The 20,730-nt window shown below is 68.7% G+C and carries 17 protein-coding genes, 1 tRNA gene and 1 riboswitch; of the genes, 8 read left to right on the top strand and 10 right to left on the bottom strand.

From position 1 onward, the window contains the following. Positions 1-14: 14 nt before the first annotated feature. Positions 15-91 (bottom strand) — tRNA-Pro (locus TCCBUS3UF1_RS05540). A gap of 115 nt (positions 92-206) precedes the next feature. Beyond that, a riboswitch (SAM riboswitch) is annotated at positions 207-343 on the top strand. Positions 344-465: 122 nt separating this feature from the next. On the opposite strand from TCCBUS3UF1_RS05540, the gene TCCBUS3UF1_RS05535 reads away from it, so the two are divergent. Both TCCBUS3UF1_RS05535 and metX read left to right on the top strand, forming a co-directional pair. Beyond that, a complete protein-coding gene (locus tag TCCBUS3UF1_RS05535; RefSeq protein WP_041433781.1) occupies positions 466-1,731 on the top strand; it encodes an O-acetylhomoserine aminocarboxypropyltransferase/cysteine synthase family protein in 1,266 nt (421 codons plus the stop codon). Continuing rightward, the gene (metX, locus tag TCCBUS3UF1_RS05530) at positions 1,728-2,870 is read left to right on the top strand and encodes a homoserine O-acetyltransferase (protein WP_014515528.1); all 1,143 of its coding nucleotides are present in this window, start codon (positions 1,728-1,730) and stop codon (positions 2,868-2,870) included. Before TCCBUS3UF1_RS05535 ends, metX begins: the two co-directional genes overlap by 4 nt. On the opposite strand, the gene mnmE is transcribed toward metX, so the two are convergent. The 6 genes from mnmE to TCCBUS3UF1_RS05500 form a co-directional block, all read right to left on the bottom strand. Continuing rightward, positions 2,871-4,175, bottom strand: coding sequence for a tRNA uridine-5-carboxymethylaminomethyl(34) synthesis GTPase MnmE (mnmE, locus tag TCCBUS3UF1_RS05525; RefSeq protein ID WP_014515527.1), 1,305 nt, complete (start codon positions 4,173-4,175; stop codon positions 2,871-2,873). Continuing rightward, entirely contained in the window at positions 4,175-5,449 is a 1,275-nt protein-coding gene (hemL, locus tag TCCBUS3UF1_RS05520) for a glutamate-1-semialdehyde 2,1-aminomutase (protein ID WP_014515526.1), read from the bottom strand. The genes mnmE and hemL overlap by 1 nt, the downstream gene beginning before the upstream one ends. A 40-nt stretch (positions 5,450-5,489) precedes the next feature. After that, on the bottom strand, positions 5,490-6,083 hold the full coding sequence (locus tag TCCBUS3UF1_RS05515; protein ID WP_014515525.1) for a CBS domain-containing protein: 594 nt from the start codon (positions 6,081-6,083) through the stop codon (positions 5,490-5,492). A gap of 202 nt (positions 6,084-6,285) precedes the next feature. Beyond that, positions 6,286-7,281: an alpha-ketoacid dehydrogenase subunit beta gene (locus TCCBUS3UF1_RS05510; RefSeq protein WP_014515524.1), complete on the bottom strand. Its 996-nt coding sequence runs from the start codon at positions 7,279-7,281 to the stop codon at positions 6,286-6,288. Beyond that, positions 7,275-8,315 (bottom strand): pyruvate dehydrogenase (acetyl-transferring) E1 component subunit alpha, encoded by a 1,041-nt coding sequence (gene pdhA, locus TCCBUS3UF1_RS05505; protein ID WP_014515523.1) that lies wholly within the window; start codon positions 8,313-8,315, stop codon positions 7,275-7,277. Before pdhA ends, TCCBUS3UF1_RS05510 begins: the two co-directional genes overlap by 7 nt. Continuing rightward, entirely contained in the window at positions 8,312-9,430 is a 1,119-nt protein-coding gene (locus tag TCCBUS3UF1_RS05500) for a pyridoxal phosphate-dependent aminotransferase (protein ID WP_014515522.1), read from the bottom strand. The genes pdhA and TCCBUS3UF1_RS05500 overlap by 4 nt, the downstream gene beginning before the upstream one ends. 139 nt (positions 9,431-9,569) lie before the next feature. Here TCCBUS3UF1_RS05500 and TCCBUS3UF1_RS05495 point away from each other — a divergent pair, with 139 nt between their 5' ends. From TCCBUS3UF1_RS05495 to TCCBUS3UF1_RS05490, 3 genes are all read left to right on the top strand, one after another. Beyond that, complete coding sequence (locus TCCBUS3UF1_RS05495) at positions 9,570-12,863, top strand: BTAD domain-containing putative transcriptional regulator (protein WP_196793729.1); 3,294 nt, start codon at positions 9,570-9,572, stop codon at positions 12,861-12,863. A gap of 772 nt (positions 12,864-13,635) precedes the next feature. Further along, positions 13,636-13,809: a hypothetical protein gene (locus tag TCCBUS3UF1_RS11790; protein ID WP_014515519.1), complete on the top strand. Its 174-nt coding sequence runs from the start codon at positions 13,636-13,638 to the stop codon at positions 13,807-13,809. Positions 13,810-13,813: 4 nt separating this feature from the next. Continuing rightward, positions 13,814-15,181, top strand: a complete 1,368-nt coding sequence (locus TCCBUS3UF1_RS05490; RefSeq protein WP_014515518.1) for a hypothetical protein — start codon at positions 13,814-13,816, stop codon at positions 15,179-15,181. Between the two features lie 154 nt (positions 15,182-15,335). Here the strand turns inward: TCCBUS3UF1_RS05490 and tpiA are convergent, their stop codons facing one another. Genes tpiA through gap form a run of 3 tightly spaced genes read right to left on the bottom strand, consistent with a single transcriptional unit; the run spans position 15,336 to position 18,311 of the window. Further along, positions 15,336-16,088, bottom strand: a complete 753-nt coding sequence (tpiA, locus tag TCCBUS3UF1_RS05485) for a triose-phosphate isomerase (RefSeq protein WP_014515517.1) — start codon at positions 16,086-16,088, stop codon at positions 15,336-15,338. Positions 16,089-16,145: 57 nt separating this feature from the next. Next, positions 16,146-17,315, bottom strand: a complete 1,170-nt coding sequence (gene pgk, locus TCCBUS3UF1_RS05480; RefSeq protein WP_014515516.1) for a phosphoglycerate kinase — start codon at positions 17,313-17,315, stop codon at positions 16,146-16,148. Beyond that, positions 17,316-18,311: a type I glyceraldehyde-3-phosphate dehydrogenase gene (gap, locus tag TCCBUS3UF1_RS05475; protein WP_014515515.1), complete on the bottom strand. Its 996-nt coding sequence runs from the start codon at positions 18,309-18,311 to the stop codon at positions 17,316-17,318. It lies immediately after the preceding gene. A gap of 187 nt (positions 18,312-18,498) precedes the next feature. Here gap and TCCBUS3UF1_RS05470 point away from each other — a divergent pair, with 187 nt between their 5' ends. From TCCBUS3UF1_RS05470 to TCCBUS3UF1_RS05460, 3 genes are read left to right on the top strand one after another with little or no spacing between them, the layout of a single operon-like run. Continuing rightward, positions 18,499-19,104, top strand: a complete 606-nt coding sequence (locus tag TCCBUS3UF1_RS05470) for a biotin transporter BioY (RefSeq protein WP_014515514.1) — start codon at positions 18,499-18,501, stop codon at positions 19,102-19,104. 46 nt (positions 19,105-19,150) lie between these two features. Further along, positions 19,151-19,585 carry an SsrA-binding protein SmpB gene (smpB, locus tag TCCBUS3UF1_RS05465; RefSeq protein WP_014515513.1) on the top strand — a complete coding sequence of 145 codons (435 nt, stop codon included), beginning with the start codon at positions 19,151-19,153 and terminating at the stop codon, positions 19,583-19,585. Beyond that, entirely contained in the window at positions 19,582-20,730 is a 1,149-nt protein-coding gene (locus TCCBUS3UF1_RS05460) for an N-acetylmuramoyl-L-alanine amidase (protein ID WP_014515512.1), read from the top strand. The genes smpB and TCCBUS3UF1_RS05460 overlap by 4 nt, the downstream gene beginning before the upstream one ends.

Below are 20,730 nucleotides of genomic sequence, written 5' to 3'. Positions count from 1 at the left end.
CAGGGCCGGCCTTCTGGTCGGGGAGACTGGATTTGAACCAGCGACCCCCTCGTCCCGAACGAGGTGCGCTACCGGGCTGCGCTACTCCCCGTAGCGGAGTCCAGTATAGGGGAGGGAGGGGAAAAGGTCAAAGGGGTTGACGCCCCTCCCCCCTTGGCCTACACTAACCCCTAACCGCGCCGGGGCGCGGCGAAAACCAGCCCGTTCTCTTATCCAGAGCGGTGGAGGGTACGGCCCTGCGAAACCGCGGCAACCTCCCGCCCCTTCCGTCCCATTGCCGGATGCGGGCGGGGCTGGTGCCAAGGCCGGCCCGGGCGGGGGAAACGCCCGGGGACGATAAGAGAGGGGGGTAAGCGCCACGCCCAACCCCTTCTAGGCGAGAGAACGGTGCCTCTTGCCGGAAGGGGCTAGTTTTTGGCCCCTTCCCCAAGCGCCCCAGGCCGGGTATTGGGAAAGGAGGCCGAGATGCGTTTTGAGACCCTGCAGCTCCATGCGGGCTACACGCCCGAGCCCACCACCCTAAGCCGCCAGGTACCCATCTACCCCACCACCAGCTACGTCTTCCAAAGCCCTGAGCACGCCGCCGACCTCTTCGCCCTCCGGGCCTTCGGCAACATCTACTCCCGCATCATGAACCCCACGGTGGAGGTCCTGGAGAAGCGCCTGGCGGCCCTGGAGGGGGGCAAGGCCGCCCTGGCCGCCGCCAGCGGCCACGCGGCCCAGTTCCTGGCCCTCACCACCCTGGCCCAGGCGGGGGACAACATTGTCTCCACCCCCAACCTCTACGGGGGCACCTTCAACCAGTTCAAGGTGACCCTGAAGCGGCTGGGGATTGAGGTGCGCTTCACCTCCCGCGAAGAGCGGCCGGAGGAGTTTTTGGCCCTTACCGACCAGAAGACCCGGGCTTGGTGGGTGGAGTCCATCGGCAACCCCGCCCTCAACATCCCCGACCTCGAGGCCCTGGCCCAGGCCGCCCGGGAGGCGGGGGTGGCCCTCATCGTGGACAACACCTTCGGCATGGGGGGCTACCTCCTGCGGCCCCTCGCGTGGGGGGCGGCCCTGGTCACCCACTCCCTCACCAAGTGGGTGGGGGGGCACGGGGCGGTGATCGCCGGGGCCATCGTGGACGGGGGGAACTTCCCCTGGGAGAATGGCCGCTACCCCCTCCTCACCGAGCCCCAGCCCGGCTACCACGGCCTGCGGCTCACCGAGGCCTTTGGGGAGCTGGCCTTCATCGTCAAGGCCCGGGTGGACGGCCTGCGCGACCAGGGGCAGGCCCTGGGGCCCTTTGAGGCCTTTTTGGTCCTCCTGGGCATGGAAACCCTCTCCTTGAGGGCCGAGCGGCACGTGGAGAACACCCTGCACTTGGCCCACTGGCTCCGGGAACACCCCCAGGTGGCCTGGGTGAACTACCCCGGGCTCGCCGACCACCCCCACCACGCCCGGGCCCAGAAGTACTTCCGGGGCAAGCCGGGGGCGGTCCTCACCTTCGGCCTCAAGGGGGGGTACGAGGCGGCCAAGGCCTTCATAAGCAGGCTCAAGCTCATCTCCCACCTGGCCAATGTGGGGGACACCCGGACCCTGGCCATCCACCCCGCCTCCACCACCCACTCCCAGCTCAGCCCCGAGGAGCAGGCCCTGGCCGGGGTTTCCCCGGAGATGGTGCGGCTCAGCGTGGGCCTGGAACACGTGGAGGACCTGAAGGCGGAGCTACAGGAGGCCCTGGGATGAGCGAGATCGCCCTCGAGGCCTGGGGAGAGCACGAGGCCCTCCTCCTCAAACCCCCCCGCTCCCCCCTCTCCATCCCCCCGCCCAGGCCCCGCACCGCGGTGCTCTTCCCCCGGCGGGAGGGGTTTTACACCGAGCTCGGGGGGTACCTGCCGGAGGTGCGGCTGCGCTTTGAGACCTATGGCCGCCTCTCCCGCCTGCGGGACAACGCCGTCTTGGTCTTCCACGCCCTCACGGGCAGCGCCCACCTGGCGGGCACCTACGACGAGGCGACCTTCCAAAGCCTCTCCCCCCTGGAGCAGGCCTTCGGGAAGGAGGGCTGGTGGGACGCCCTGGTGGGCCCGGGGCGGATCCTGGACCCGGCCCTCTACTACGTGATCTCCGCCAACCACCTGGGAAGCTGCTACGGCTCCACCGGCCCCCTCTCCCCCGACCCCCGCACGGGCAGGCCCTATGGCCGGGACTTCCCTCCCCTCACCATCCGCGACCTGGCCCGGGCCCAGGCCCGGCTCCTGGACCACCTGGGGGTGGAAAAGGCGGTGGTGATCGGGGGGAGCCTGGGGGGGATGGTGGCCTTGGAGTTCGCCCTCATGTACCCGGAGCGGGTGCGGAAGCTGGTGGTCCTGGCCGCCCCGGCCCGGCACGGCCCCTGGGCCCGGGCCTTCAACCACCTGGCCCGGCAGGCCATCCTGCAGGACCCGGAGTACCAGAAGGGCCACCCCGCCCCCCGGGGCATGGCCCTGGCCCGGGGCATCGCCATGATGAGCTACCGGGCCCCCCAGGGGTTTGAGGCCCGCTGGGGGGAGGAGCCGGAGCGGGGGGAGACCTACCTGGACCACCAGGGGGAGAAGTTCCTCCGGCGCTTCCACGCGGAAAGCTACCTGGTCCTCTCCCGGGCCATGGACACCCACCACGTGGGCCGGGGGCGGGGCGGGCTGGAAAAGGCCCTGAGGAGGCTCCAGGGCCTGCCTTCCCTCTTCGTGGGCATTGACTCGGACCTCCTCTACCCCGCCAAGGAGGTGCGGGAGGCGGCGAGGCTGGCGGGGGGGCGGTACCGGGAGATCCGAAGCCCCCACGGGCACGACGCCTTCCTCATAGAAACCGACCAGGTGGAGGCCATCCTGGACGGCTTCCTGCCCTAGCTACTTGCCCACGCAGAAGTTCTGGAAAACCCGGGCCACCACCTCCTCGGCCACCTCCCCCCGGCCCCTTAGGGCGGCCAGGGCCTTCAGGGCCTCTTCCAGGGCCAGGCCCATGAGGTCCTCGGGAAGGGTGAGGGCCTCCTCGAGGCGCTCCTTGACCCGGGTGAGGACCTCGGCCTGGCGCTCGGTGAGGAGGTACTCCCCTCCGCCCCCGCCCAGGAGGGCCTCCCGGATGGCCTCCTTAAGGGCTCCAAGCCCCTCCCCCGTCCGGCTGGAGACGGGGAGGAAGTCCGGGTCCTCCCAGGCGGGGGGCAGGTCGGCCTTGCTGGCCACCTTCAGGGTGCGCCCCCAGGGCAGGGGGGGCGGGGAGGGCCTGGGGGCAGAGCGGTCGGCCACGTAGAGGACCAGGTCCGCCTCCTCGGCGATGCGCAGGGCCCGCTCCACCCCGGCCCGCTCCAAGGGGTCCTCCGTGTCCCGCACCCCGGCGGTGTCCACCGCCAGGAGGGGAATGCCAAAAAGCTCCAGGGGGGCTTCCAGGTAGTCCCGGGTGGTGCCGGGGATGGGGGAAACCAGGGCCCGCTCGTAGCCCAAAAGGGCGTTAAGCAGGGAGCTTTTCCCCGCGTTGGGGGCCCCCACCAGGGCCAGGCGGGCCCCCCGTTGGGCCAGGCGGGAGGCCTTGGCCTGGGCCAGAAGCCCCTCCACCTCCTCCAGGGCCTGGCGCAGGGTCCTTTCCGCCTCCAGGGGCTCCACCCCCTCCTCGGGGTAGTCCAGGAGGGCCTGGATGTGGGCCAGGAGGGAGAGGAGGCGGTCCTCCAGCTGGGCGATCTTTTGGGAAAGGCTTCCCTCCAAGGCCCTAAGGGCCTGCCGGCGGGCCAGCTCCCCCTCGGCCTCCACCAGGGCCAAGACCGCCTCGGCCTGGGCCAGGTCCAGCTTGCCGTGGAGGTAGGCCCTAAGGGTGAACTCCCCGGGGCCCGCCACCCGGGCCCCCGCGGCCACCAGGGCCTCGAGGACCCGGCGGAGCACCGCGGGGGAGCCGTGGGTGTGGAACTCACAGGCGTCCTCCCCGGTGTAGGAGCGGGGGGCGCGGAAGACCAGGAGGAGGGCCTGGTCCAGGGCCTCCCCCGTCCGGGGGTCCACCACCACCCCCAGGGTGAAACGGCCCCCAGGAAGGCGCCTGGGATCCTTCCCCCGCCAGACCCGGGCGGCCACCTCCAGGGCCCCCTCCCCGGAAAGCCGCACCACCCCGATGGCCCCCTTGCCCGGGGGGGTGGCGATGGCGCAGATGGGGTCCTTGAGCTGGAGCATCAGAGGGCCTGGTCCAAGGCCTCCAGGGTCTTGGCCACGTCCTCCTCCCGGTGGGCCACGGAGAGGAAGGCGGCCTCAAAGTTGGAGGGAGGCCAGTACACCCCCCGGTCCAAAAGGCCGTGGAAGAAGCGGCGGAAAAGCCCCAGGTCGGTGCGCTTGGCGTCTTGGAAGGTGACCACGGGCCCCTCGGCGAAGAAGACGGTGAGCATGGAGCCCACCCGGTTCACCGCGTGGGGGATGCCCTTCCGGGAGAGGAGCTGGCGGAGGCCGGCCTCGAGAGCCGCCCCCAGCCCCTCCAGGTAGGCGTAGTATCCGGGGTTGCGCTCCAGGATCTCCAGGGTGGCGAGCCCCGCGGCCATGGCCAGGGGGTTGCCGGAAAGGGTCCCCGCCTGGTAGACGGGGCCCAGGGGGGCCACCTTCTCCATGATCTCCCTTCGGCCCGCATAGGCCGCCGCGGGGAGCCCCCCGCCCAGGATCTTGCCCAGGGTGATGAGGTCGGGCTTCAGGCCCAGCCGCTCCGTGGCCCCGCCAAAGGCCAGGCGGAAGCCGGTCATCACCTCGTCGGCGATGAGGAGGACCCCATAGGCCCTGGCCTCGTGAAGGGCCTGGAGGAAGTCCGGGGTGGGCACCAGGACCCCGGCGTTCCCCACCACGGGCTCAAAGAGGATGGCCGCGATCTCCTCCCCCCTTTCGCGCAGGAGGGCCCTCAGGGCCTCGGGGTCGTTGTACTCCAGGACCAGGGTCAGGCGGGCGTACTCCTCGGGCACCCCGGCGCTGCTGGGCACCCCCAGGGTGAGGGCCCCGCTCCCCGCCTCCACCAAAAGGCCGTCGGCATGGCCGTGGTAGTTGCCGCGAAACTTGACCAGGTACTTCCGCCCCGTGTACCCCCGGGCCAGGCGGATGGCGGACATGGTGGCCTCGGTGCCGGAGTTGACGAAGCGCACCAGCTCCACCTGGGGGTAGGCCCGCTTCACCGCCTGGGCCAGCTGGGCCTCGAGGGGGTGGGGGGCGCCGAAGGTGAGCCCTTCCTGGGCCACCTCCTGGACCCGCCGGACCACCTCGGGGTGGGCGTGGCCCAGGATGAGGGGGCCCCAGCTCATCACGTAGTCCAGGTAGCGGTTTCCGTCGGCATCCCAGACGTAGGCGCCCTCCCCCCGGACCAGAAAAGGCGGGGTCCCCCCCACGGCCTTGAAGGCCCGCACGGGGCTGGAAACGCCTCCCGGGATGTGCTTTTGCGCCTCGGCGAAGAGCCTTTGGGAGATGGGCCGTTCCATCCCCCTTACTCTAGCGCTTCCCCTGGGGAAAACCGGGGTCCTAGGGGCTAAAGGGGTAAAGCCCCAGGGCCCAAAGGCGCTCCCGCAGGGGCCTTGGGTCCAAGACCCCCACCTGGAGGAGGAGGCGGAAGCCAAGCCCCCCCGCCTCCGGGTACACGTGGAGGCCCACAAGGGGGGTGCGGGTGGCCCTCAGGGCCTGGAGGACGGCCTCGAGGCGCTCCAGGTCAGGCACCAGGACCTCGAGGCGGCTGGCTGGGACCTGGGGGCGGAAGAGGGCCAAAAGCCCCCGCAGGAGGTCGTAGGCGGTGACCAGGCCCAAAAGCCGCCCCTCCTCCACCACCGGCATGGCCCCCACCCGGGCGGCCTCCATGCGAAAGGCCGCCTCCTCCGGGGGCTCGTCGGGGTGGGCTTCGGGAAAGGGCTTGAGGAAGCGGCCCACCGGGGCCTTGAGGTCGGCTTGGAGGTGCTTGGGGGCCCAAGGGGCCAGGGGCAGGCGGAGGTGCCGCTCCCCCAGAAGCCCCAGGTAGCGCCTCCCCTCCACCACGGGCAGGTACCGCACCCCCGTCTGCACCATGAGGCGGTGGGCCTCCTCCAGGGACATGCGGGGCTCGGCCACCACCAGCTCGGTCCGCATCAAGTCCTTAAGGAGCGGCGCGCCTACCGGTCCCCAGCTCATGGCTTAAGGATGGGATAGCTTTGGCTTTTTGTCAAGATGTATACTTACATTAATCCATTGCTATCGGTTCTTATAGCAAAACTCCTTGCCAAATGCCCCACGCCGCGTCCGGAAAAAACGCCCGGGGGAAGCTCCCGCCTCCCCCGGGGTAGGAACGGGCCTAGTGGGTCAGGGCCCGGCGCAAGGCGGCCAGGACCCGGCGGGCGTTGGGACGGTAGAGGTGTTCGATGGCGCTGAAGGGCGGGTAGGGGGCGTCGTACCCCGCCACCCTGAGGACGGGGGCCTGGAGGTAATCGATGGCCCCTTCGGCGATGCGGGCCGCGATCTCGGCCCCAAACCCCCCGGTGCGCATGGCCTCGTAGACCACGATGGCCCTACCCGTTTCCCGCACCGCCTCCAGGAGGGTGTCCTCGTCCAGGGGGACCAGGGTCTCCAGGTCCAGGACCGTGACCTCCACCCCCTCCTTGCGGGCCACCTCCGCCGCCTCCAGCATCACCTCCACCATGCCGCCGTAGCCGATGAGGGTGGCGGCCTTGCCCTGGCGGAGGATGCGGGCCTTGCCCAGGGGCAAGGTGTAGTAGCCCTCGGGGACCTCGGCCCGGGCGCCCCGGTAAAGCTTGATGGCCTCGAGGAAGAAGACGGGGTCCTCGTCCTCAATGGCCGCGAGGAGGAGGCCCTTGGCCCTTTCCGGGCTTGCGGGGATGACCACCTTGACCCCAGGGGTGTGGGCGAGGAGGGCCTCGGGGCTATCCGCGTGCTGCTCCGGGGTGTGCACCCCGCCGCCGTAGGGGGCCCGCACCACCACGGGCAGGCCCACCCGCCCCCGGGAGCGGTGCCGCCAGCGCCCCAGGTGGGAGAGGATCTGGTCCAGGGCCGGGTAGAGGAAGCCCGCAAACTGGATCTCGGCCACGGGCCGCATCCCCCCCATGGCCAGGCCCATGGCCAGGCCCAGGATGCCGCTTTCCGCCAGGGGGGTGTCAAAGACGCGGGCCTCCCCGTACTTGGCCTGGAGCCCCTCGGTGACCCGGAACACCCCTCCCAGGCGCCCCACGTCCTCGCCGAAGACCAAGACCCGCTCGTCGCGGGCCAGGGCCAGGTCCAGGGCCTCCTGAATGGCCTGGACCATGTTCAGGACCCGGGCCTTTTCCGCTACCATACCTCCTCCACGTGTTGGCCCCGCCTCAGGGCTTCCCAGGCCCGCCGCTGGTCGGGGCCCATGGCGGCGTAGACGTGCTCCACGATCTCCTCCGGCCTCGGCTCGGGGGCGGCGTCGGCCAGGGAAAGCTCCCGGGCAAACTCCGCCTCCAGCTCCTCCAGAAGGGCCGCCTCCTGCCCCTCGTCCCATAGGCCCCGCTCCTCCAGGGCCTTGCGGAGGCGGAGGATGGGGTCCTTGGCCCGCCAGGCCTCCTCCTCCTCCCGGGTGCGGTACCGGGAGGGGTCGTCGGAGGTGGTGTGGGGGGCTAGGCGGTAGGTGAGGGCCTCGAGGAGGGTAGGCCCCTCCCCCCGCCGGGCCCTTTCCACCGCCCTCTTAGCCTCCAGGTAGACGGCCAGGGCATCGTTCCCGTCCACCACCACCCCGGGCATGCCGTAGCCCTCGGCCCGGCGGGCGATGTAGTCCACCCGCATCTGCCGGGACCGGGGGACGCTGATGGCGTAGCCGTTGTTCTGCACCAGGAAGACCACGGGGGCGGAGAAGACGGCGGCGAAGTTCAGCCCCTCATGGAAATCCCCCTCGCTGGTCCCCCCGTCCCCGATGGAGGTGGCCACCACCCAGTCCTCCCCCCGGTACCGCCCGGCCAGGGCCAGGCCCACGGCCTGGGGGATCTGGGTGGCGATGGGGATGTAGGGATTTACCGCCCGCACCCCCTCGGGAAACCCCCAGCCCGCGGGGTGGGCCCGCCAGTAGAGGAGGAGGGTGTGGATGGGCAGGCCCCGGGCCAGCAGGAGGGCGCTTTCCCGGTAGCTGGGCACCACCCAGTCCCCCTCCCCCAGGGCCAGGGCCAGGCCCACCTGGGCCGCCTCCTGGCCCATGAAGGGGGCATAGACCCCAAGCCGCCCCTGCCGCTGCAGGGTCATGGCCTTCTCGTCAAAAAACCGGGCCCGGCGCATGGCCCGGTACAGGGCCAGGGCCTCCCCCTCGGCCACGGGAAACTCCCCGTTACTCAGGTACGCCACCGCTTTGAGCTTCACGAGGGGGAGTTTACCACGGGCGCCAGGCGCTCCAGGGCCAAAGCGATCTCCTCCTCGCTCTTGCAGAAGGCGAAACGGAAAAGGTGGGGCGGGGGGTCTTCCCGGTAGAAGGCCGAGGCCGGGATCAGGGCTACCCGGGCCGCCTCCAGGAGGGCAAAGGCCTCCCAGCCGGGAAGCTCGGCCATGAGGAAGTAGGTGCCCTCCGGGGTAAAGGCGCGCAGGCCCAGGGCCCTGAGGCCCTCCAGGAGGAGGTCCCGCCGCCTGCGGTAGGCCTGCCGCAGGGCCTCATAGAACCCCTCCTTCCGCGCCAGCCTCAGGGCCTCGGCCACCCCGGCCTGCAAGGGGGTGGGGGCGGCAAAGCTGGTCCACTGGCGCATCCCCGCCAGGGTGGGCATGAACTCGGGCGGCCCCACGATCCAGCCCACCCGGTAGCCGGTGGCCTCGAGGCGCTTCCCCGCACTCCCCACGGTGAAGGTGCGCTCGGGGGCGAACTCCCGCAGGCGCCTAGGCCTCTCCCCAAAGTAGAGCTCGTCGTAGACCTCGTCGGAAACCAGAACCAGGTCGTGCCGCCGGGCCAGGTGGGCCAGGGCCCTAAGCTCCTCCTCGCGGAAGACCAGGCCCGTGGGGTTCATGGGGGCGTTGAGGAGGAGGACCCGGGTCCTTTCGCCGATGGCCCCCGCCAGAGCCTCCAGGTCCAGGCGGAAGCCGGCCTCCGTCAACTCCACCCGCACCAGCCGGGCCTCGGCCCCCGCCAGGAAGGCATCGGGAAGGTAGACGTCAAAGAAGGGCTCCAGGACCACCACCTCCTCCCCCGGGCCCAGAAGGCTCTGCAGGAGGACATAAAGGGCCTCCGTGGCCCCCGAGGTCACCACCACCGCCTCTGGGGAGACGGCGAACTCCTCGGCCAGGGCCTCCCGCAAGGGGGGGAAGCCGGCGGGAGGGGCGTACTGGTCGTACCGGCCCAGGGCCCGCCGCACCGCCTCCAGGAGGAAAGGAGGCGGGGGGTTGGAGGGAAAGCCCTGGCCCAGGTTGACGGCCCCAAGCCGCTGGGCCATCTGGCTCATCCGGGGGAAGATGCTCTCCTTGGCCGCCTGGGTGCGGGGATGAAGGCGCATGGCTTTAGGGTAGTCCAGGGGGAAGGGGGGCTCAAGGGCCCCTTGGCTAGGGGAAGGAAGGGAGGCTATGATGTGAACCGTCCCTATGGGGTTCCTGAGCCTTCTGGGTCCTCCGCGTTTTCTCCAAGAAAACCGAGAGGTGGCTTTACCCACAGCCAAGCTCTGGGGGCTTATCGGGTACTTGGCGGTGGAAGGCCCCCAGGACCGGGGCCACCTGGCTGGCCTCCTTTGGGAGCTGCCAGAGGAGCGGGCGCGAGCCAATCTGCGCCGGGAGCTTTTCCGCCTTCGGCAGATAACCCCTTGCGTGGAGGAAAAAGGGGGTCGGCTAGCCCTCAAAGGGGTAGAAACGGACCTCGAGGCACTTCTAAAAGCCGTAGCCCTCAGGGAGTGGGGGCAGGTTACCTCCCTGATAAGGGGAGAGTTTCTGGAAGGAATACATGTAAAAGGGGCCCCCTCGTTTGAGGAATGGCTAGAATCTACACGGGAGCACCTAAGGGAACTCCACGTGCAAGCCCTCCTCCACAGGACCAAGGAACTGCGCGAATCAGGTGCCCTTAAGGAGGCCCTGGAAACCCTGGAAAGGCTTCTGGCTCTGGACCCCCTACGGGAAGAGGCCCAAGGGCTTCGGGTATACCTTCTGGCCGCCTTAGGGGAGCCACAGGAAGCCCTCGAGGCCTACCAGGCGTACCAAAACTTACTTTGGAAGGAACTTGGTACCGAGCCCGGCCCTGAACTAAATGCCCTGGCCGAAAGCCTACGCAAAGGGCAGCTTCCTCCCCTTAGCTTCTCCGCCCCTTCTTCCCTTCGCCGTCCCCCCTTGGTGGGACGGGAAAAAGCCTGGAAAGCCCTGGAGCAGGGGAAAGGCTTTCTCCTCCTGGTGGGGGAAGGAGGCCTTGGCAAGACCCGTCTCCTTCAGGAGTACGCCCAAACGCAACGGGACTACCGCATGGTGGCCCACCGGGAAGGGCTGAGGGAGGTGGGCTTTGGTGGCCTAACCGATTGTCTACGGGATGCCTTGCAAAAAGGCAACCTGGGCGTCATGGAGAGCCCTTGGCGGGAGGAGCTGGCCCGGCTCCTGCCCGAACTGGGCTCACCCCCTCCCCCTCCGGCAGGTGGGGAAGCCTCCCTCACCCTTTCCCGCCTCCATGAGGCCTTGGTGCGAGCTTTGGTCCAAGGCCTACCCCCAGGTGGGGTGATAGCCCTAGATGACCTTCAGCACGCGGACGGTGCCACCCTGGCCTTTCTGCCCTACCTGGTGCGGCGGGCCGCCGCCTTTGGGGTCAGGGTTTTGGGCGCAACCCGTCCCGAAGCCCTGAAACCACCCCATCCCCTCGCCCTGGCCCTAAGGGAGTTGGGGCGGGAAGACCTCCTCCAGCTGGTACGGCTCGAGCCGATAGGGGAGGAGGATGTCCTACGTTTGGTGCGCTTGCTCTCAGGGATGACCTCGGGAGGGGTCCTCTTTTCCCGCAGGCTCCATCAGGCCACAGGGGGCAACCCCCTTTTCCTCCTGCGCACCTTAGAGCACCTCTTCGCCCAAGGCCTACTTTGGGCCGACAAGGAAGGCTGGCACACCCCTTTTGACGAAGCCACCGAGGACTACCGGGAGCTACCCCTTCCCCGGAGCATTGGGGAAGAGGTGGTACGGGGCCTCGAGGCCCTGGGGGGAAAGGAGGCAGCCCAGCTCCTGGCGGTGGCGGAAAAGCCCCTGGATCCCTTCGCCCTACGCCGCCTCCTCGGAGGGGAAACCCTGGCCTGGCTGGAAACCTTGGAAACCCTGGAGGCCGCAGGCTACCTGCGTGGGGAGGCCCAAGGGTTCACCCTCGCTCACGAGCTCATCCGGCAGGCCGTGCTGGCGGATATTCCCGAAACCCGCCTCAGGGTCCTCCACGGCCTTTTGGCAGAAGACCTTCTAGCCCAGGGGGAGACCCCCTATAGGCACCTGGCAGAAGCTGGCCGCTTGCAGGAAGCCTGGAAGGCAGCCCTGGAAGCGGGCCTGAGAGCCTTGGAACGGCAGGCCCTGGCCGTGGCCGCAGAGGTTCTCCTTTGGGCAAAGCGCGTACAAGAGCAGGTTGGCGCTAGCCCGCTGGAGAAAGCGCAGCTTTTTCTAGCCTTGGAGGAAGCCCTAAACCTATCCGCTCGCCTTCAGGATCAGGCCGAAGTCCTCCAAGCCTTGGAAAGGCTAACCCCTAGCCTCCCCCCCTCCTTGCGCCAGGAGGTGGCCTTCCGCCGGGTGCGAGCCCTGGCCATGGCAGGCCGGTGGGCGGAAGCCCTGGCCATGGCCGAAAGGGCCCTGGCCGAAGGAGATCATCCCCACCTCCGCCTCTTCCGCGCCGATGCCCTTTCCAACCTGGGGCTTCGGGGGGCTTGGGAGGAAGCTTTGGCCATCTGGCAAGGGGCGAGGGTAAGAGCGGACAGCAACCTGATGGCCGCGTCGGCTTACCTCTTGGCCAAGCTAGCGGTCATCACCGAGAGGGACGACCTGGAAGCGTGGTTGGATCACCTTGCCAGCCTGGGCCGCCCTGGGCTCGCCGAGGTGCGCTTGCGGCAGTTCGTCTGCGCCCGCGCCCTGGCCCAAGGAGCTTGGGAGCAGGCAGCAAAGGAAGCCGCCCAAGCCCGCGCCCAGGCGGAAGCCCTTGGCTACAGGGAAATCCTTGGGGTTTTCCGCAACTTCCAAGGGTTGGCCCTAGCCCGCCTAGGCCGGTATGGGGAGGCCTTGGAAGCCTATGGGGAGGCCCACGCCCTATTCAAGGAGCTGGGCCGGGTTCACTTCCAAGCGGGGGTGGAGGTAAACCTGGCCGGGCTTTACCTTCGTTTTGGGGCCTTTGCCGAAGCAGGGGCTTGGGCAGAAAGAGCCCTCCGCACCTTCCGGGAAAGGGATGAGCCCCGGGGAACGGCGGAGGCCCTAAGGGCCCTGGGCACAGCGGAGCTCTGGCTAGGCCACCTGGTTGAGGCCGAGGCCTGCTATCGGGAAAGCCTGGCCCTGGCCGAAGGGGCTGGGCTCCGGCAGAGCGCCCTCGAGGCCAAGGCGGATCTGGCGGTGGCCCTCTTCCTAATGGACCGCCTAGAGGCCGCCGAGGACCTCCTCCGCCAAGCCCTGGCCTCCCCCCGCCCCGACTGGCCCGTGGATGCGGCTTGGCTGGCCCTCCTCCTCCTCCGCAAGGGCCGCACCGAGGAGGCTTCTACCTGGGCAGAGAAGGCCAGGGAGGCCCTACCCACCTACACGGGCTTCCTTCCTGACCTTCTCCTTCTGGCCAGCATCGCCCTGCGCCGGGCCATGAACCTTGACAGCCAACCCCTTGTTCAGGAGTTGCTCAACCTGAGGGAAAGGATGCACGCCAGCGTGCCCGAGGACCACCAAGCACCCCTCCGCGCCCTCTGGAATGCCCTGGATAGCTTACTCCTCGATGGGGAAAGGGAAAATCAACCACTGTAAATCCCCCCCAGGAGCCGCCCTGGAAACAACCTCGCCATTGCCGCCTTCGCCCAATATTTGCCCCCTGATGACCACATAGCTCCAGTTAGCTGGGGGCATCGATGTTGTACTGGACTCGGGAAGTTGGCCCAAATCTGCAGGCCACCTCAAAAAGGCCCTGTACTTGGGTGGCCTGACTAAAGTAAACGTAAACCCCAAGGCCATCCGCTTGACGGTCCGCGGCAAAGATGGCAAACCGCGGCTGCCCGGGACCAGGGGTGACGGCAAGCAATAGCTGGGCTGCCTGGCCATTGGAGGGGGATATCCTCGGCATGTTCCGCAGCTGGCACTCAGGAGAAGGGGAAAGGCCCACAAAACCACGGATGAACTCGGAAACGCCCACCAGATCCCCGGGGTTAGGGAGAGGAAGCTGATAGGAGAACCCTCCCCTGTTATCCACGTTCACCGTGCCATAACCGCGCCTCCGCTCCCCCGCCACCAGGAAAGCTTCCAAAACATACCCTGCCTGCCAGTCCCCAATCTGCCCGGCCACCCTTTGCGTTCCACCCCCATACGGTGGGGACTGCTGTCCACAACCGGCCAGGGGCCAGACCAAAGTAAGCAAGGCCATCAGGTATGCGATGGTTCCTCTGAGGGTTAACCTCTCCTTCATTCCCTCACCCCCACGGGGAATGTTCCCCCAAGAGCGTTGCAAAGCCGTTGCAAACCGGCCCTGGACCAAACCACCCGGTTGCAACGCTTTTGCAACGCTACCCCGTGTAACCCTAGACCCGTGGAAGGAAAGCTGCTTCTCCTCCGGGTCTTCCCCAAAGCCCATCTGCCCCTTGTTCTCAAGGAGGGGGACCGGGTCCGCCGCTTCAAGGACTGGGGTAACCTACTCCGCTACCTGGAGGAGCGCTACCCCCTACCTTCCAACCCTGTGAACAGGGGAAAGGGAGTGAGGTGACCAAATGTCCTGGACCAAAGCGAGCTTCTGGCTAGGTGTTCTCCTCTTCAGCGCCTTGAGCGCCTGCAACCAGACCCCCCCCGGTGACCAACCCCCCCCAGGCGGGAACTGCCCCACCGGAGGTGAGGGTACCCTCCGGGTCAGCCTCAGCGGCCTTCCCCCCGGGGTCCCGGCCCGGGCCCGACTGGAAGGACCGGATCTCTCCCGGGAAATTGGGGAAAGCCAGACCCTCCCCGTCCCCGCCGGCCCCTACACCTTGAGGGCCGAGAGAACCGCCGACACCCACCCCATCGTGCGCCAGGCCTTTGTACCCACCGCCCCCCAAGCCTCCACCTGCGTGCGCCGAGGGCAGGAGGCCACCCTCAGCCTGGGCTACCGGCTCATCCCCACCAGCGGCCGGCTGTGGATGGGGGAGTCTTTGAGCCACCGGGTCTACGGCTTCCCCCGGAGCGCCCTAGGCACCCCAAGCCTCGTCAATCCTGACCCCAACGCCAATACCCAGGCCTACATGGCCTTGGCCTTTGACCAAGAGGGCAACCTATGGGTGGTGCGGCGATACAACTCCGAACCCCACCTCTACCGCTACCCGGCCGCGGGCCTGGCAGGGGGAAACCCCATCCCCGACCGTCGCATCAACATTGGGGGCCTGGGGCAGAACACCCGCCCCAATGACCTGGCCTTTGACGAGCAGGGCCATCTCTGGATAGCAGTCTACCAAGCGAATACCATCTTCCGCCTGGACAAAGACCAGCTTGACGGAGCCGGAAGCAACGTCACCACCCTGGCACCCAGGGTGCAGGTCAGCGTGAACGAGCCCAGCACCTTGGCTTTTGACGGGGCGGGGAACCTCTGGGTGGGCCGTGGGGAAGCCGGAACCCTGCAGGAACCCGCCCTCCTCCGTTACGACCGCGGGCGCCTAGGCCATTCCATCCCGGCCACCGAGGCCCCTGACCGGACCCTTATCGCCCTACACTGGAACCGGAACAACCGCCTCGGCAACAGCGACCTGGCCTTTGACCGGGAGGGGAACCTCTGGGTCATGTCCTACCTATCGGGGACCCTCTACCGCCTCACACCAGGAGAGCTTTCGGGAGTAGGTACCCAGACCCTGGAGCCCTCGGTCCGGATCTTCCTCGGCAACGGCCGGCTCAGCGGCATGGCCTTTGACGAAAGCGGAGGGCTTTGGATCGCCTACGGCGCAGGGCAGTTCGCCCGTCTGAGCCCAGACCAGCTTCGGCAGAGCAGCCAAAACCCCCTAACGCCAGCCCAGGTTTTCCAGGTACCCAGGGAGGGGAACATAGACCGATACCCCCACTCCCTGGCCTTCTTCCCGGCCCCAGCGGGGTCACCCCTGTACGCCAGGTGGCCCTGAAGCGGGGTACTAAAGGACGGATTCCACTATGTGCGAGCCACTATGTGCGAGCCCCAAAGCAGATTGTTGTGATCCCGGTGTGCTAGCGTAGAAGGGCTTGCCACCCGCACCCCCTCGCCTGGGCCAGGGGGTGCGGACTCTAGGCAGGGACTCTTTACCCTGCTAACTTGAGCAAGGCCAGGAAGCTTTCCAGCTCCAGGCTGGCCCCGCCCACCAGGCCCCCGTCCACGTTGGGCATGGAGAGGAGGTCGGCGAAGTTCTTGGGGTTGACGCTCCCCCCGTAGAGGATGCGCACCCGCTGGGCGAAGGCCTCTCCGTACCGCTCCCCCAGGGCCTGGCGGATGGCCTGGTGCATGGCCTCGGCGTCCTCGGGGGTGGCGTTTTTCCCCGTACCGATGGCCCAGACGGGCTCGTAGGCCACCACCAGCCCCTCAGGGGCTTTGGGCTCCACCCCTTCCAGGCTTCCCCGGAGCTGGGCCAAGGTGTAGGGCACCGCCTCCCCCCGCTCCCTCACCTCCAGGGGTTCCCCCACGCAGAGGATGGGGGTGAGGCCCTCCTCCAAAAGCCTCTTGGCCTTCTCCGCCACCAGGGCATCCGTTTCCCCGTGGTAGCGGCGCCTTTCCGAGTGACCCACGATGGCGTAGCGGCAGCCCAGGTCGGCCAGCATTCGGGCGGAAACCTCCCCGGTGTAGGCCCCCTCCCGGTGGGGGGAGACGTCCTGGGCCCCGTAGGCCACCTGGGTAGCAAAGAAGACCTCCTTGGCCGCGGGGAGCATGGGGAAGGCGGGCAGGACGGCCACCTCGGACTGCAAGGGAGGGAGGAGGCGTTTGAGCTCGGCAAACCAGACCCGGGCCTCCGAAGGAACCTTGTGCATCTTCCAGTTTCCTGCCACCAGTACCCGGCGCATGGGGCCATCATAAGGGAAACCCCGCCCCTTTAGGGGCGGGGATGGCCCTTTGGGGCCTTACTGCAAGACCTCGAGGCCCGGGAGGGTGCCCTTCTCCAGGTACTCCAGGCTGGCCCCACCCCCGGTGGAAACGTGGCCCAGGCGGTCCTTGAGGCCCAGGCGGTTCACCGCGGCCACCGAGTCCCCCCCGCCCACCACGGTGAAGGCCCCCTCGAGGGCCGCGATGGCCCGGCCCACGGCCAGGGTTCCCTCGTCAAAGGGGGGGACCTCAAAGACCCCCATGGGGCCGTTCCAGAAGACCGTCTTGGCCCCCTCCAGGGCCTTAGCGAAGGCCTCCTGGGTCTTAGGGCCGATGTCCAGGCCCATGTAGGGGATGGGGATGGCCTCCGCCGGGAAGATGCGGGTCTCCACCCCGGGCTCGGGGCGCTCCGCCGCCACCACGTCCAGGGGCAGGTGGACCTCTACCCCCAGCTCCTCGGCCCGCCTGAGAAGGTCCCGGGCCAACTCCAACCGGTCCTCCTCCACCAGGCTCTTTCCCACCTCTTTCCCCAAGGCCTTCAGGAAGGTGAAGGCCATGGCCCCGCCGATGAGGAGGCGGTCAATGCGGGGCAGGAGGTTCTCCATCACCCCGATCTTGTCGGAAACCTTGGCCCCGCCCAGGACCACGGCGTAGGGGCGTTCCGGGGCGTGGAGGAGGCGGGAGAGGGCCTTGACCTCCTTCTCCAGGAGGAAGCCCGCGTAGGCGGGCAGGAGCCGGGCCACCCCCACCACGCTGGCATGGGCCCGGTGGGCGCTGCCGAAAGCGTCCAGGACGAAGGCCTCTCCCAGCCGGGCGTAGCGGGACGCCAGCTCGGGATCGTCCTTCTCCTCCCCCGGCTCAAAGCGCACGTTCTCCAGGAGGGCCACCTCCCCCGGGGCCAGGCCCTCCACGGCCCGGAGGGCCTCCTCGGAACCGGGGCTATGGGGTAGGAAGCGCACCCGGGGGAGGTACTTCCCCAGGGCCTCGGCCACGGGGGCCAGGGAGTACTTGGGGTCGGGTCCCTTGGGACGGCCCAGGTGGGAGAGGAGGACCAAGGAAGCCTCCTGGGAAAGGAGGTGGCGCAGGGTGGGAAGGCTTTCTTGGATGCGGGTCTCGTCCCCTACCACCCCATCCTTGAGGGGCACGTTGTAGTCCACCCGCACCAGGACCCGCTTACCCCGGGCGTCCAGGTCCTTCAGGGTGCGCATCTAAACCCCCTTCTGTAGGACCATCTCCACCAGGTCGGCCACCCGGTTGGCGTAGCCCCACTCGTTGTCGTACCAGGCGAAGACCTTCACCAGGTTGCCGATGGCCTTGGTCAGCTTCCCGTCCACGATGGAGGAGTGGGGGTCCATGACGATGTCCTGGAGGACGATCTCGTCCTCGGTGTAGGCCAGGATCCCCTTTAGAGGCCCCTGGGCCGCCGCCTTAAGGGCCGCGTTCACCTCCTCGGCGCTCACCTCCCGCTTGAGGAGGGCGGTGATGTCGGAGATGCTCCCTGTGGCCGTGGGCACCCGCAAGGCGGTGCCGTCAAACCGCCCCTTGAGGGAGGGCAGGACCAGGGCCGTGGCCTTGGCCGCCCCGGTGGTGGTGGGGATGATGTTGATGGCCGCCGCCCGGGCCCGCCTGAGGTCCTTGTGGGGGAGGTCCAGGACCCTCTGGTCGTTGGTGTAGGAGTGGACCGTGGTCATGAGGGCCTTCTCCACCCCGAAGGCCTCCTCCAGGACCTTCATCACCGGGGCCAGGGAGTTGGTGGTGCAGGAAGCGTTGGAGAGGATGTGGTGCCGGGCGGGGTCGTAGGCCTCGTGGTTCACCCCCATGACCACCGTGAGGTCCTCCCCCTTGGCCGGGGCGGTGATGATGACCTTCTTGGCCCCGGCCTCGAGGTGGGCCTTGGCCTTCTCCGCGTCGGTGAAGACCCCGGTGGACTCCACCACCACCTCCACCCCCACCTGCTTCCAGGGGATCTCCTTGGGGTCCTTGATGGCGGTGGCCCGCACGGCCTTGCCGTCCACGTAGAGGTTTTCCTCGTCGTAGCCCACCTCCCCGGGGAAGCGGCGGTAGATGGAGTCGTACTTTAGGAGGTGGGCCAGGGTCTTGTTGTCCGTGAGGTCGTTGACCAGGGCCACCTCCAGGCCCCGCTCGTGAAGGATGCGGAAAACCTGGCGGCCGATTCTGCCAAAGCCGTTGATGCCAACCTTCATAGATCCCCTCCTAGATGGAAGTACTTCCATCCCTTCCATCCTACCCCCGGAGGAGCAGGCGCGGCAGGGACAGAAGCCATGCCTCCAGTATACCCCTGGCGCAAAACCCCCTCGCCCGCTTGCCTCGTCAACCCCAAAGGGGTATTTTGGGTTTACCGCCGCCCCTGCGGCGCCTATGGAGGTGAGGATGCATACCCAAACCCTTCCCTATCTGCCCTTGGCCAAAACCCTCTGGCCTGGCCGCACCCTGGCCCGCGACCTTTCCTTGGTCCTGGGGGGTAGCCTCCTGGTGGCCCTCACCGCCCAGGTGGCCCTCCCCCTACCCTTTACCCCGGTGCCCATCACCCTGCAGACCCTGGGGGTCCTGCTGGTAGGGGCAGCCCTGGGGAGCCGGCTGGGCTTCCTGGCCCTCACGGCCTACCTCCTGGAGGGGGCCATGGGCCTACCCGTCTTCGCCGGGGGCACGGGGGGCTTGGCCAAGATCCTGGGCCCCACCGGAGGGTTCCTCCTGGCCTTCCCCCTGGCGGCGGGGCTGGTGGGGCTTTTGGTGGAGCGCCTGGGCCTAGACCGCAAGCCCCTGGGCACCCTCCTGGCCATGCTCCTGGGCAACGCCCTCCTTTACCTCCTGGGCCTCCCCTGGCTGGCCGCTTGGCTCGCAGGGGTGGGCAAGTTCGCCGGCACCGGGGCCCTTTTGGCCATGGGCCTCTTCCCCTTCCTGCCCGGGGACCTGGTCAAGGCGGTCCTGGCCGCCCTTCTCCTGCCCAGCGCCTGGCGCTTCCTGGGGCGCCGGTAAGCCCCCTTCTCCCGGGCCTACCCCCTCTGGGGGTAGGCCTTGTAAGATGACCCCCGTGCTGGAGAACCGCCGCGCGCGGCACGACTACGAGATCCTGGAAACCTACGAGGCGGGGATCGTCCTCAAGGGCACGGAGGTCAAATCCCTGCGGGCGGGGAAGGTGGACTTCACCGGAAGCTTCGCCAAGTTTGAGGATGGGGAACTCTACCTGGAAAATCTCTACATTGCTCCCTACGAAAAGGGCTCCTACACCAACGTGGACCCCCGTCGCAAGCGCAAGCTCCTCCTCCACCGCCACGAGCTGAACCGTCTTCGGGGCAAGGTGGAGCAGAAGGGCCTCACCCTGGTGCCCCTGAGGATCTACTTCAACGAAAGGGGGTACGCCAAGGTCCTCCTGGGCCTGGGGCGGGGGAAGAAGGCCTACCAGAAAAAGGAAGACGACAAGCGCCGGGCGGTACGCCGGGCCCTGGAGGAGCTATGAGGCCTTGGCCCCTTCTCTTCCTCCTCCTTTCCGCCCTGGCCCAGGCCCCCAAGCCCCTCAAGGTGGGGGGGGAGGTGGGCCAGGCCCTCTACCCCGGGGGCCGGGGAGTGGCCTACGGGGAGGCCCGCCTGGTGGCCCGGGGGCTGGGCCTGGCCCTGTGGCGCGGGGAGGGCCAGGTGGCCTTGGGCCTGGGAAGCCGCTTCCGCCCCTTCCCCATCCTGGCCCAGGAGGCCCAGGCCGCCCTCCAGGGGGCCGCCTGGGGACGGGGGGAGGAGGTCTGGGTTCCCCTGCGCCCCCTGGCCCAGGCCCTGGGGTTGGGCTACCAGGCCCAGGAGGGGGTGTCCCTCACCCTGCCCTGGGCCCAGCTCCTGGGGGTGGAACGGGGGCCTGGACGGTGGCTCCTGCGCTTCTCCCGGGAGGTGAACGCCCTTCCCCAGGGGAACGGGGTGCTCTTCCTCCTGGCCCGGGGGGAGGGGGAGGGCCTTAGGCAGGAGGCCTTAGGGCTTTTCCTGCCCCTCGAGGCGCCCCCGGACCGCCTCTACTACCCCGGAGGGGGCCAGGTGGCCCTGGAATGGGGCCCCTTGCCCCGGCCCCGCCCCTCCATCCTGCTGGACCCGGGGCACGGGGGGCAGGACCCCGGGGTCCCTCTGGGCGGGGGCCTCCTGGAAAAGGACCTCACCCTGGACCTGGCCCGCCGGGTAGCGGCCCGCCTGCCGGGAAGCCGCCTCACCCGTCAGGGGGACCAGACCGTACCCCTGGAGGCCCGCCTGGCCCTGGCCCGGACGGCCTCGGTGGGGGTTTCCCTCCACGTGGCCCCGGGAAGCGCGGTAAACCTGTACCTGCCCAAGGGGCGCTCCCTTCCCCTGGCCCAGAACGCCGAAGCCCTCCTGGCCTCAGCCCCCCCGGCCCAGGCCGCCTTGCTCCGGGTCTACGCCGGAGACCCCCGCCGCCTGGCCCAAGCCCTGGAAAAGGCCTTCTCCGCCCTGGGCCTGGTGGTGGCCCAGGCGGAAGGCCCCTACGCCCTCACGGACGTGGCGGGGGCCTTCCTCCTCCTGGAGGTGGGGGCGGAGCGGCTCAAAACCCCCCAGGCCCGGGAGCAGGTGGCCGAGGCCATCGCCCAGGCCATCCGTAGCTATCTGGAGTGA

The organism is Thermus sp. CCB_US3_UF1, assembly GCF_000236585.1.
In the GTDB taxonomy this organism is placed as follows: Bacteria; Deinococcota; Deinococci; order Deinococcales; family Thermaceae; genus Thermus.
Note: the sequence above shows the minus strand (reverse complement) of the source record. Positions and strands in the feature narration are given on the sequence as shown.